The sequence below is a fragment of the Streptomyces sp. KPB2 genome (assembly GCF_003950055.1).
GTDB classification, from domain to species: domain Bacteria; phylum Actinomycetota; class Actinomycetes; order Streptomycetales; family Streptomycetaceae; genus Streptomyces; species Streptomyces salinarius.
This window is the reverse complement of record NZ_CP034353.1, coordinates 5296606-5308633: the sequence shown is the minus strand read 5'-3', so window position 1 is coordinate 5308633 and position 12028 is coordinate 5296606. Positions and strand designations below refer to the sequence as shown.

Here is a 12028-nt window from a genome sequence, read left to right as displayed (position 1 = left end):
ATCACGCCTCCGTTACTGACACTCAGTCATATGAAATGCCATCACGCCACCGCCGTTACGGCGTTCGAGTGCGGCGATCGCCCGCACCGGTGAACCGCCTCCGCGGCACTCGCTCGCACAAGCCCGAATCCGAAGGATGTCTCCCGTGTCGCTGTTCGACACCCGGGTCCCCGCCGTAGTGCTGCGGACCGACCGGAATCCCTTTCACCACGGAACGCTGGGTGCCGTGCGCTCGCTCGGCCGCGCGGGGGTGGACGTGCACGTGGTCGCCGACTGCGCCGGGAGCCCGGTCCGCGCCTCCCGTTACCTGAGCGAGCTGCACACCCCGCCGCCGCCCGGCGCGTCGCCCGCCGAGATCGCGGCGACCCTGCGCCGCGTCGCCGCGCGGATCGCGCGCCCCGCCGTACTGATCGCGATGGACGACGCGTGTGCCGTGGCCGTGGGCCGGGCGCGGGCGGAGCTGGCGCACTCGTTCCTGCTGCCGGACCAGCCGGACGGGCTCGCGGAGCGCGTGGCCGACAAGGCGGAACTCGCCGGTGCGTGCGCGTCCCTGGACGTCCCGCACCCCGAGACCGTCGTCCCGGACGGCGCGGCGGAGGCGGCGCGGGCGGCGTGGCGGCTGGGTCTGCCGGTGGTGGCGAAGTGGAGCCGGCCCTGGCTGGTGCCCCCGGGCGGCGGGCTGCGCAGCACGGTGCTGGTGCGCTCGGCGCGGGAGGCCGGGGAGCTGTACGGGCGGGCCGAGGAAGCCGGGAGCCGGCTGCTGCTGCAGGCGTTCCTGCCGCCGGGGCCCGACCGGGACTGGTTCTTCCACGGGTACGCCGACCGCACGGGAGTGGTCCGGGCGGGCGGCCCCGGCCGCAAGACGCGGGCCAGGCCGCGCGGCGCGGGTCTGACGGCGGTGGGCCGCTGGACGCCGAACCCGGAGGTGCGGGCGCTCTCCGAACGGGTCGTCGCCGAGCTGGGCTACCGGGGCGTCCTCGACCTCGACTTCCGGCGCTGCGGCACGACCGGCCGCTATCACCTGCTCGACTTCAACCCGCGCCCCGGCGCCCAGTTCCGGCTCTTCGCCGACACCGCGGGGCTGGACGTCGTACGGGCCCTGCACCTGGACCTGACCCACCGACCGCTGCCTCAGGGGGCGCCGCGGCCGGGGCGGGCGTTCGTGGTGGAGAACTACGCGCCGCTGAGCGCGCTGCGTCCGGCCGGCGCGGGGCGCGGGGGCCGCGAGCTGGCCTGGTACGCCCGGGACGACCGGGCGCCGGGCCGGGCCCTGTGGGCGCTGTGGGGCCGGCACGTGAGCGCCCGGCTGCGGGACCGGGTGCACCGGGCCGGCGCCCGCCCGGACGCCACGGCCCCGGCCCGGGCCCGCGTCGTGCGCCAGGCCTCCGCCCCGGCCGCCGACCGTACCGGCGCCTCCGGCCGCCCGGAGGAGGGCCACGCGGACCGCCCCGACCCGGACCGGGCGGGCAGCCACTGACCCGCCCGGACACCGGGGACGGAACCCCGGCGCCCCCCGACGGCCCGTGCCAGGCCGGCCGAGGGCGTCGGGTGGACAGCGGCACGACCGGCAAACGGCCCGCCACAACGTCCGCGCCGACCGCCCGAACGGACAACGGACCGCCACCCCACCCGAAGCCCGCACGACAACGCCCCCGAAGGCCCGTGCCGGCCCGCGCCAGGGCGTCGGGTGGGCAGCGGCACGACCGACGGCCGGCCCCGCCGCCACCGCGCGGACGAGCGCGCACGACGACGCCCCCGGCGGCCCGTGTGGGGGCCGCCGGGGGCGTCGGGGCGCGCGGGGCGGGGTCAGCGGCCGGCGGCCGCCCGGCCCCGGCGGTACAGGATCGCTCCGCCCGCGATCAGCACGGCACCGGCGGCCGCGGCACCCAGCGTGCCCTCACTGCCGGTCTCGGCCAGGACGGGCGGCTGCTCCGTCTGGGGAGCCGGCGGGGTGTGCTCCTCCTCGCCGGGGGGCGGGGGCTGCTCCTCCTCGGGGGGCGGGGGGTGCTCCTCCTCGGGAGGCGGCGGGGGCTCCTCCTCGCCGTAGCCGGGAGGCGTGGTCGGGGGCGGCGGCTCCTCCTCGCCGTAGCCGGGGGGCTCCTCCTCCGAGGCGTTCTCGCACTCGTTGCCGAAGACCGGGTTCAGCGCGGCGATCACGTCGACGGTGTTGCCGCAGAGGTTGACCGGCACGTCGACCGGGATCTGCGTGCTGTTGCCGGAGCCCACGCCCGGCGAGCCCTCGGTCACGCTGTCCGCGTGGGACCCGCCGCCGGAGGACCCGGTCGAGGACGAGGACGACGCGTCCTCGCCGTACCCGCCGTCGTCGCCGTGGCCGTCGGTCTGCTCCTCCGAGGCGTTCTCGCACTCGTTGCCGAAGGCGGGGTTCAGCGCGGCGATCACGTCGATCGTGTTGCCGCAGGCGTTCACCGGCACGTCGATGGGCGCCTGGAGGGCGTTGCCGGACACGGCGCCCGGCGAGTTCGTGGCGGCTCCGTCCGCATGCGAGTCGGCAAGGGCGGGGCTGCCGCACAGGGAAAGGATGCCCGTCGCGGCGGCAGCCGCGACCATCCCCCTGCTCAGGGTCTGTCGCACTCTGGTTGTCTTCCTGCTTGGAGAGATGAGAGATGAGAGATGAGAGATCGTCGGAGAACGATGCGGAGCGATCCGGAGTGACGGGCCGCGGAAAGGCGGAAGGCCGGCCCGAACCAAACGAGTTGGCCTAGGCCGGCCGTGACGCAGCCGGTCGGTGCGGAACTGCGTCAGTCGTTCACGCACACATTGCCGAACGCGGGGTTCAGCAGACCAACGACGTTGATGGTGTTGCCGCACACGTTGGCGTCGACGTTCACCGGGATCTGGACGACGTTGCCGGACAGGACGCCCGGGGAGCCGACAGCGGCCCCCTCGGCGTGTCCGTCGGCGAAGGCCGGGGCGGCCATGCCGAGGGCCATGATCGCGCCCGCGACGACAGCAGCGCTCTTCTTCATGAACTTTCCCTTCTCTGCGGTCATGCCTGAATGACGGCCGAAACCGCGCGAGCACAGCATTGACGGCTCGCACCATGACCTGCAGCCTGCAAACGAGGAATTGACGGACGAAGAAACATCCGAACGTGGGACACCCCGTAATTCACTCGGATGCCCCACGACTCGGTCCGGCCGTTCCCCCAAGAGAGCGACGACGTCGATCCACTCTCCGGCGAAATCCCGTCCCGTTCACGGACGGGCGGCCCACGCGGAAGTCAGCGGGCCGCCCGTACCGGGCCGGGCTGGGCTCAGCGGCCCTCGCCGTTCGCCGACAGGACCGACAGGTCCTCCAGGACGTGCGACAGGGCGCCGTCCCGCTTGGCCTGCGTGGAGTTGTCCGCGCACTGCTGGTTCAGGTCGTCCGCCAGGACGTTGATGTCCTGGATCGGCACGAGGTTGATGACGGCGACGTTGACGTCCTCGACACCGAGGCACGGCTTGTTCAGCGTGCCCTCGACCAGCGACAGCTGGGGGCTCATGTCGCCCTTGGTCGCCGAGTTGCCGAACGCCGACTCGGCGCCGTTGCCGTTCAGCACGGCCGGCCCGTTGTCGTCCCCGATGGCCAGGGCCTGGGGAGCGGCGGCAGCCGACATGCCGATCACAGAAGCGGCAGCCGCCGCGGCGACCATTGCCTTCTTGAGCACTTCGCGTTCCTTTCGTCGTAGCGACGCACTGTCCTACGGCCTCATCAACCCGGTGCGCCATGATTGGTTGCGGGCGTTCACCCGGTTGGCCCGCACGGGATCTCAAAAAGAACCCAAGAATCGCCGGAATCACCGGGGCGGAACGCAACGCCGTACACACTTCCCGCTGTCCGCCGTCGGAGTGAACGAGAGAAACCCGGACGGACTCACGGAGTTGACCAGAGCGCTCCGGTGGACGGGGTTTCCTCAGAAAGGACTGGCCAGTGATCAAGAAGGTAGTTGCCTACGCGGCGATCGCCGCCTCCGTCATGGGCGCCTCCGCTGCCGCGGCCCCGCAGGCGATGGCGATCGGCGACGACAGCGGGCCCGTCGCCGCCAACGGGAACGGCGCTTCGCAGTACTTCGGCAACTCGATGACCACGGGCAACATGAGCCCGCAGATGGCGCTCATCCAGGGCTCCTTCAACAAGCCCTGCATCGCGGTCAGCGACATCCCGGTCAGCGTCATCGGTCTCGTGCCGATCCAGGACCTCAACGTCCTGGGCGACGACATGAACCAGCAGTGCGCGGAGAACTCCACGCAGGCCAAGCGCGACGGCGCGCTGGCCCACCTCCTGGAGGACGTCTCGATCCTCTCCTCCAACGGCGAGGGCGGCGGTCGCTGACAGCGGGCCCCGGGGCGGGCCGCCGAGCACTTCGGCGGCCCGCCCTTTCGCATGTTCGCGGCGCCGGGTGCGGGTCAGCGTCCCGGTGTCGCGTACAGCGCCTCGATGTCGTCGGCGTACGCCGCGACCGCCGCGTGCCGCTTCACCTTCAGGGACGGGGTGAGCAGCCCGTTCTCCTCGGTGAACTCGCCCTCGACCAGCCGGAAGGCGCGGATCGACTCGGCCCGGGAGACGGCCGCGTTGGCGTGGTCGACGGCCTTCTGGACGTCGGCGCGCATCCTCTCGTCCCGCACCAGCTCGGACAGCGGGGTGTCGGCGGGCAGCTTCCGCACCGCCAGCCAGTGGGCGACGGCCTCCGGGTCGAGGGTGATCAGCGCGGCGACGAAGGGGCGGTTGTCGCCGACGACCAGGCACTGGGCGACGGGCGGGCGGCTGCGCAGGCGGTCCTCCAGGACGGCCGGGGAGACGTTCTTGCCGCCGGAGGTGACCAGCAGGTCCTTCTTGCGGCCGGTGATGGTGAGATAGCCGTCGGCGTCGAGGGAGCCGAGGTCGCCGGTGGCGAACCAGCCGTCGGTGAGGGCCGCGTCGGTGGCCTCGGGGTTGCCCCGGTAGGCGCCGAAGACGATGCCGCCCTTGACCAGCACCTCGCCGTCGTCCGCGATGCGCACGGCGGTGCCGGGGACCGGCGGGCCGACCGTGCCGGGGCGGGGGCCGAGCGGCGGGACGATGGTGGCGGCGGCCGTGGTCTCGGTCAGGCCGTAGCCCTCGTAGACCATGATCCCGGCGGCGTAGAAGAACAGGTTGAGGTCTCTTTCCAGCGGGGAGCCGCCGCTGATGGCGTACCGCATCCGGCCGCCCAACTCCGCCCGCACCCGGCGGTAGACCAGCAGGTCGTACAGGGCCCAGCCGGCCCACAGGCCGAGGGTGGGGCCCTTGCCGCGGCCCAGGAAGCGTTCCAGGTGCGCTCCGCCGAAGCGGACGGCGAGGCGGTGGGCGCGTTCGAAGGAGGCGCCGCGGCCGATCTTCTCCGCGGTCGCCCGGCCGGTGTCGTGGATCTTCTCGAACAGGTACGGGACGCCGACCAGGAAGGTCGGGCGGAACGACTTGAGCGCGGGGCGCAGTTCGTCGGGCTTGATGCTGGGGAAGTGGCCGATCTCGATGCGGGCCAACAGGCAGGCGATCTGGATGGTGCGGCCCAGGATGTGGGCGAGCGGCAGGAAGAGGAGGGTCGAGGCGGTCTGGCCGGTGACCTCCTTGAAGATCGGGTGCAGCAGCTCGACCGTGTTGGCGGCCTCGGCGTGCAGGTTGGCGTGGGTGAGGACGCAGCCCTTGGGGCGGCCGGTGGTGCCGGAGGTGTAGCAGACGGTGGCGACCGCGTCCGGGGTGAGGGCGGTGCGGCGCTTGGTGACCTCCTCGTCGCTCACGCCCACTCCGAGGGCCGTGAGGTCGGCGAGGGCGCCGGCGTCGAGTTCCCAGACGCTCGGGTGCTCGGGGTGGTCGTCCGTGCCGGCCCGGACGGTGGCGGTGTGGGCGGCGGTCTCGGTGACGACGTGCCGGGCGCCGGAGTCGCGGACGATCCACTCGACCTGGTCGGCGGAGGAGGTGGCGTAGACGGGAACGGTCTGGCCGCCGGCCGCCCAGATCGCGAAGTCCAGGACCGTCCACTCGTAGCGGGTGCGGGACATGACGGCGACCCGGCCGCCGGGTTCGAGGCCGGCGGCGATCAGGCCCTTGGCCACGGCGGTGACCTCGCGGGCGAACTCCGCGGCGGTGACGGGCCGCCAGACCCCCTCCACCTGGCGGCGCAGGACCACCGCGCCGGGGGCCTCGGCGGCGTTGGTGAACGGGATGTCGGCGGTGCTGCCCTCGGTGGGAGGGGGCGCGAGGGGGGCGGTGCGGGCCTCGCGGACGGTGCCGCCCGCGTCCCTGACGGTCTCGGTCCTCGCACGGGACGCCGGACCACCGCGCCCCTTCGCCCGTTTCAGGTCCCTGCGTACGCCCATGACGGCTCCCGGTCGCGGTCGGACTGCTGCGCTGTCGCGTGAACTCCTGCGAACTCACTCACGAACTTACTTCGGAGTAAACTTACTCACGCGTAAGGAAACGTCAATGGGCGGACGCACCCCTGGGGTCAGGTCAGCCGGTCCGCCTCCTCGATGGCCTCGGCCAGCTCGCGCACGTCCTCGTCCTCCGTGCGGTCCGCCAGGCCGTCGGCCCGCTCGGACAGTTCGGACAGGCCCGGCGCGCCCGGCAGGGAGCTGCGGTCGCCCTCCGAGGAGCGGAGCGCGTCGGCGAAGTAGGCGGCGGTCGCCGTCACCCGCAGCCCGCGCCCGGCCTCCCAGACCGAGCCGTCGAGGGCGTCGGTCTCCACGACGCCGGACTCCTCGTGCGGGTCCCGGCTGTCGGGGTCGAGCCAGCGGACGGTGGCCGTGGCGAGGTGGCCGTCGGCGCCCGGCCTGGTGCGGACGGCGTAGAGGGCGGTGACCGTGTGGCCGGGACCGACCTCGCCGCCGTCGACGCGGTCGTCGCGGAAGTCCTCGTCGGCGACCTGGCGGTTGTCGTAGCCGACGAGGCGGAACTCGGCGACGGTCTCCGGGTCGAAGGCGACCTGGGCCTTGGCGTCGCGGGCCGTCAGCTCGATGTGGCTCGGGAGCTGCTCGCAGAACACCTCGCGGGCGTCCTCCGGTGTCGAGACGTACGCGGTGTGGCCGTCGCCCTTGTCGGCGAGGCGTTCCATCAGGGCGTCGCCGTAGTCGCTGCCGACGCCGACGCCGAAGAGGGTGATGCCGTGCTCGCGGCGCTCGGTGGCGATGCGTTCGAGGATGGTGTCCGCGTCGGTGTCGCCGGTGTTGGCGAGGGCGTCGGAGACGAGGACGACGCGGTTGGTGACGCCCTCGCGGCGGCCCTCGACGGCGGTCTCGTAGCCGGTCTCGACGCCCGCGCCGAGGTTGGTGGAATCGGTCGGCTCCAGGCTGTCGATGGCGTCGTGGACGCGGCCTCGGTGGTCGCCGAGCCGGGTCATGGGCAGGACGGTCTCGGCCTCGGCGCTGAAGGTGACGAGCGCGACGGAGTCGTCGTCGCGCAGCCGGTCGGTCATGGTGCCCAGGGCCTCCCGGGCGAGGTCGAGGCGGCCGGGTTCGCCCATGGAGCCGGAGATGTCGATGACGAAGGTCAGCGCGGCCGGCGGGCGTTCGCCCTGCCGTTCGGCGGAGCGGGTGGCCAGGCCGACGCGGACCAGTGACCAGTCCTCGTCGTCGGTGCGGGCGCCGTCCACGGTCACCGAGAAGCCGTCGCCGTCGGGCCGCTCGTAGTCCTGGCGGAAGCTGTTGACGAACTCCTCGGGACGGACCGTCGCCGGGTCGGGCAGCCGGCCCTCGGACAGGGTGCGGCGGGCGTAGCCGTAGGAGGCGGTGTCGACGTCGAGGGCGAAGGTGGAGAGGTGGTCGGGGTCGGGCGCGATCTCCCGGGAGTCCCCGTTCTTGCCGGCCTCTCCGTTGGCCGTGTCGCCGTCGTAACGCTGTTCGCCCTCGCCGCGCGGGCGGTCGGGGGCGGGCATCGGGGCCGAGCCGCGACGCCGCGAGTCGACCGTGGTGTCCTTCGCCCCACTGGCGGAGTCGTCCCCTCCCCCGCAGCCGGTGAGCAGCACTCCGCCCGCCAGGGTGAGCGCGAGCAGTGCGGTCGTGCCGCGCCGCCCCCGCTTCCCGTGCGTCCCGTACCGGTTCATCGTCCGTCCCCCTGTGCTTGTTCGGCGCCGGTGTACGTGACTGTGACGGGGCGGCGGGGCGAAACGTGCGGCACGGGGTGTTACGGCTGTGTCTCGAAGCGGGCACGCGGGCGCCGTGCCGAGACCGGTGGGTGATCCTCCGTTGACCTAGGACACGATGTCCTTGCGGGCGAAACTCCGGAAGGCCAGGGCGAACAGCACCAGCGCGTAGGTCACGGAGACCGCCGCGCCCTGGATCATGCCCGACCACTCCGGGTTCGGCTGGACGGCGTCCGCCCAGGCGAACTGCCAGTGCGCGGGCAGGAAGTCGCGCCAGTGGCCGAGCGCCGTCACGGCGTCCAGGACGTTGCCGACGATGGTGAGGCCGACGGCGCCGCCGACCGCGCCGAGCGGTGCGTCGGTGCGGGTCGACAGCCAGAAGGCGAGCCCTGCGGTGACCAGTTGGGACACGAAGACGTACGCCACGACCACCACCAGGCGCTGCGCGGCCGTGCCCGGCGCGAGCGAGCCGCCCGTGGGGACGGCCAGCGGCCCCCAGCCGTAGGCGACCGTGCCCACGGCCAGCGCCACCACGGGGAGCAGCACCATCGCGGCCAGGCTCAGCCCGAGCCCGACGGCCAGCTTGGAGGCGAGCAGCCGGGCGCGCGGCACCGGCGCGGCGAGCAGATAGCGCAGGGAGGACCAGCTCGCCTCGGACGCCACGGTGTCCCCGCAGAAGAGGGCGACCGGCACGACCAGCAGGAAGCCCGCCGAGACGAACAGGTTGACGGCGGCGAAGTTGGCGCCGGAGGCGGTGGCGGTGTCCATCAGAGTGATGCGGTCGCCGGGGCCCTCCGGCTCGCCGCCGATCGCGAAGGCGACGACGAGGACGAACGGCAGGACGGCGAGGATCGCGCCCATGACCAGGGTCCGGCGCCGCTTGAGCTGGCGCACCAGCTCCACCCGCAGGGGCAGGGTGCGGCCCGCCCGGTAGCCGTGCGCCGAGTCGGACGCCGACGCCGGTCCGGGCGCGGGCCCGGTCGTCGCCGGCTTGGTGGGCGTGCTCATGCGGAACCTCCGATCAGGGTGAGGAAGGCGTCCTCCAGGCGGCGGTGCGGGCCGACCGACGCCACCGGGATCTCCAACCGGACCAGTTCGGCGACCAGGCCGGGCGCGGTGCCGCCGGGGTCGAGGCGGACCAGGAGCCCGTCGTCGGTGTGCACGACCGAGGCGACGCCGGGCAGCGCGGCGACCTTGTCCACGAGCGGTTCGTCCACGGGCAGGCCGGTGCCGACCAGGAGGGTGTCGCCGGAGCCGACGATCTCGGCGACCGGGCCGGCCTGGACCAGCCGGCCCCGGTCCATGACCACGAGGTGGGTGCAGGACTGCTCGACCTCGGCCAGCAGATGGCTGGAGACGATCACGGTGCGCCCGGCGGCGGCGTAACGGGTCATCACCTCGCGCATCTCGCGGATCTGGGGCGGGTCGAGGCCGTTGGTCGGCTCGTCGAGGATGAGGAGGTCGGGCAGGCCGAGCATGGCCTGGGCGATGGCGAGCCGCTGGCGCATGCCCTGGGAGTAGGTGCGCACCGCGCGGGCGAGCGCGTCGCCGAGCCCGGCGATCTCCAGCGCCTCGTCCAGGTGGGCGTCCTCGGGCGGGCGGCCGGTCGCCCGCCAGTACAGCTCCAGGTTCTCCCGGCCGGACAGGTGCGGCAGGAAACCGGCGCCCTCGACGAAGGCGCCGACCCGGGACAGCACCGGGGCGCCGGGCCTGATGGCGTGGCCGAAGACCCTGATCTCGCCGTCGTCCGGTTTGATCAGGCCCATCAGCATCCGCAGGGTGGTGGTCTTGCCCGCGCCGTTGGGTCCGAGCAGGCCGAGCACCTGCCCCTTCTCCACGCGGAAGGACAGCTCCCGCACCGCGTACCGCTCGGCGGACCCGGCGTAGCGCTTGCTCAGGCCGGTGATCTGCAGGGGTACGTCGGCGAGCGCCGGGTCGGGTGCGGGGGCGGTGGTGCGGCGGCGGCCGGTCCACAGCAGGACCAGGGCGACGGCGGCACCGGCCGGGGGCAGCCACCACACCCAGGCGGGCAGCGGGGCGGCGGCGGTCGTGACGCCGGGGGCGGTCGGCACCTTCAGGTCGCCGTCGAGGGAGACGGTGTACGTCGCCGGCGCGGCCGGGGAGGCGTAGCCGAGGTCGGTGGAGGCGAGGACCAGGCGGAGGCGGTGGCCCTTCTCCACCTCGTGGTCGATCGCCGGGAGGGTGACCGTGACGTCCCTGCCCGCCTTGGCGTCCTCTACGCGGACGGGGGTGACCAGTTGGGAGGGGAGCACGGGTGCCGTGCCGCCGGGGCCGACGTCGTACACCTTGGCGAAGAGCACGGCCTCGTCGGTGGTGGAGCGGACGTGGACGGTGGCCGTCGGGGAGCCGGTGATCCGCAGGTCGTCGTCGACCGGGGCGGACTCGAACGCGGCGTACTGGCCGGGGAAGTCCAGGGAAACGCCGACGCCGAGCGAGGAGAGCTGGGAGAGCCCGCCGGCGCCGCCGATGCCGGGCAGGGCGGAGACGGCGGGCGGGTTGGCGCCGGCCGGGTTGTCGACGCTCTGCTCCCGGCCGTGCAGGGGCACCGACCGCTGTCCGTTCGTCAGGCCCGGGTAGTGGTCGGCGCTCGCGCCGCGCAACTGGGCCTGTCCGTCGGTGGAGTCGATGCCTCCGGTGCGGGTGACGCGGAAGGCGGGGCCGGTGTCGGCGCCCTTGTCGTCCTTGAGGTAGCGGTCGAACCAGTCGTCGATGCGCGCCTGGACGCGGTCGGTCTCCATGTCGCCGCCGTCGTGGCCGCCCGCGATCCAGTCGACGTCCACGGGGGCGCCGTTCGCCCGGATCGCCTTCGCCGCGGCGTCGGCCTGGCCGAGCGGGAACAGGGAGTCGGTCTGGCCCTGCACGAGCAGGGTGGGCACCTCGATACGCTCGCCCACCGCCTGCGGGCTGCGCGCTTCGAGGAGCTTCACGGCCTCGGCGTCGGGCGTGCCGGACTCCGCGACCCGCTGGTACATGTGGCACAGGTCGGCCTCGAACCGGTCGCAGCCGCCGCCGGAGTTGACGAAGATGCCGGCCCACAGCTTCTTGAACACGCCGTTCGGGAACAGCGCGTCCGCGAGGTTCCAGTACGTGATCGCCGGGGCGACGGCGTCCACCCGGGTGTCGTGCCCGGCCGCGAGCAGGGCCACCGCGCCGCCGTAGGAACCGCCCGCGATGCCCACGCGGGGGTCGCCGTCCTTGTCGAGCCGGACCTGGGGCTGCCGGGCGAGCCAGTCGATCAGGCGGGAGACGTCGGCGACCTCGCCGTCCGGCGCGTTCAGCCCGATCTTCCCGGTGGACTTGCCGAAACCGCGCGCCGACCAGGTGAGAACCGCGTACCCGTCCCTGGCCAGGTCCTCGGCCTGCTCCCGTACGTCGTCCTTGCTGCCGCCGAAGCCGTGCGCGAGCAGGACGGCCGGGCGGGGGCCGCCGGAGCCGGCCGTGAAGTACGAGGTGTCCAGGCGGACGCCGTCACCCACCGCCACGACCCGGTCGGCGCGCCGGACCGGGGCCGGATCGTCACCGGCGACGGCCGTCCACGTCCCGGCTCCGGCGAGCACGACGACGGCGGCCGCGGCGGAGAGCATCCGCCGCGGCCCCCGTAGCAGCCCTCGCACGCGGGGCAGTCGAAGATCCATGCGTCAACGGTACGGGCCGACGCCGACAACGACCGCCCTCCCGGGGGTGAACCGGCGGCCCTCCCACGGAAGTACGCGGCCGGCCCCACGTACCACGGGCGCGGTAGTCCGGGCGGGGCCGGCAGGCCCGTCCGGGCCGGTCAGGGTCGGGGCGGCAGCCGGGCTGCGGGGCGGCCGGGCTGCGGGGCGGCCGGCCTGCCGTCACGGCCCGGTGGGCTGCCACGGCCCGATGGGTGGCCACGGCCCGATGGGTGGCCACGGCTCGATGGGTGGT

General features: G+C 73.9%; 9 protein-coding genes. 2 read left to right on the top strand and 7 right to left on the bottom strand.

The genetic code is table 11. The features are described 5' to 3' along the window. Positions 1 to 145 precede the first annotated feature (145 nt). Complete coding sequence (locus D1J63_RS23920; protein ID WP_125631533.1) at positions 146 to 1477, top strand: ATP-grasp domain-containing protein; 1332 nt, start codon at positions 146 to 148, stop codon at positions 1475 to 1477. A 329-nt stretch (positions 1478 to 1806) separates the two neighbouring features. Here the strand turns inward: D1J63_RS23920 and chpA are convergent, their stop codons facing one another. The 3 genes from chpA to rdlA form a co-directional block, all read right to left on the bottom strand. Further along, a complete protein-coding gene (chpA, locus tag D1J63_RS23915; RefSeq protein WP_276323110.1) occupies positions 1807 to 2592 on the bottom strand; it encodes an LAXTG-anchored chaplin ChpA in 786 nt (261 codons plus the stop codon). Between the two features lie 167 nt (positions 2593 to 2759). Continuing rightward, complete coding sequence (gene chpD / locus D1J63_RS23910; protein WP_102929832.1) at positions 2760 to 2987, bottom strand: chaplin ChpD; 228 nt, start codon at positions 2985 to 2987, stop codon at positions 2760 to 2762. A gap of 287 nt (positions 2988 to 3274) precedes the next feature. Then, complete coding sequence (gene rdlA / locus D1J63_RS23905) at positions 3275 to 3670, bottom strand: rodlin RdlA (protein ID WP_125631531.1); 396 nt, start codon at positions 3668 to 3670, stop codon at positions 3275 to 3277. Positions 3671 to 3933: 263 nt separating this feature from the next. Between rdlA and rdlB the strand changes: the two genes are divergently transcribed. Next, the gene (gene rdlB / locus D1J63_RS23900) at positions 3934 to 4335 is read left to right on the top strand and encodes a rodlin RdlB (RefSeq protein ID WP_102929833.1); all 402 of its coding nucleotides are present in this window, start codon (positions 3934 to 3936) and stop codon (positions 4333 to 4335) included. Positions 4336 to 4409: 74 nt separating this feature from the next. Here rdlB and D1J63_RS23895 read toward each other — a convergent pair whose 3' ends face one another. From D1J63_RS23895 to D1J63_RS23880, 4 genes are all read right to left on the bottom strand, one after another. Further along, positions 4410 to 6338 carry an AMP-dependent synthetase/ligase gene (locus D1J63_RS23895; RefSeq protein ID WP_125631529.1) on the bottom strand — a complete coding sequence of 643 codons (1929 nt, stop codon included), beginning with the start codon at positions 6336 to 6338 and terminating at the stop codon, positions 4410 to 4412. A gap of 128 nt (positions 6339 to 6466) precedes the next feature. Beyond that, positions 6467 to 8059 (bottom strand): VWA domain-containing protein, encoded by a 1593-nt coding sequence (locus D1J63_RS23890; protein WP_125631527.1) that lies wholly within the window; start codon positions 8057 to 8059, stop codon positions 6467 to 6469. A gap of 147 nt (positions 8060 to 8206) precedes the next feature. After that, the gene (locus D1J63_RS23885; protein WP_125631525.1) at positions 8207 to 9106 is read right to left on the bottom strand and encodes an ABC transporter permease; all 900 of its coding nucleotides are present in this window, start codon (positions 9104 to 9106) and stop codon (positions 8207 to 8209) included. Beyond that, on the bottom strand, positions 9103 to 11754 hold the full coding sequence (locus D1J63_RS23880; protein WP_164712947.1) for a CocE/NonD family hydrolase: 2652 nt from the start codon (positions 11752 to 11754) through the stop codon (positions 9103 to 9105). Before D1J63_RS23880 ends, D1J63_RS23885 begins: the two co-directional genes overlap by 4 nt. Positions 11755 to 12028: the final 274 nt, after the last annotated feature.

Coding starts and splice junctions, on each gene's coding strand:
- chpD (WP_102929832.1), bottom strand. CDS start 2,987: ATGAAGAAGAGCGCTGCTGTCGTCGCGGGCGCGATCATGGCCCTCGGC.
- D1J63_RS23895 (WP_125631529.1), bottom strand. CDS start 6,338: ATGGGCGTACGCAGGGACCTGAAACGGGCGAAGGGGCGCGGTGGTCCG.
- D1J63_RS23890 (WP_125631527.1), bottom strand. CDS start 8,059: ATGAACCGGTACGGGACGCACGGGAAGCGGGGGCGGCGCGGCACGACC.
- D1J63_RS23885 (WP_125631525.1), bottom strand. CDS start 9,106: ATGAGCACGCCCACCAAGCCGGCGACGACCGGGCCCGCGCCCGGACCG.
- D1J63_RS23880 (WP_164712947.1), bottom strand. CDS start 11,754: ATGGATCTTCGACTGCCCCGCGTGCGAGGGCTGCTACGGGGGCCGCGG.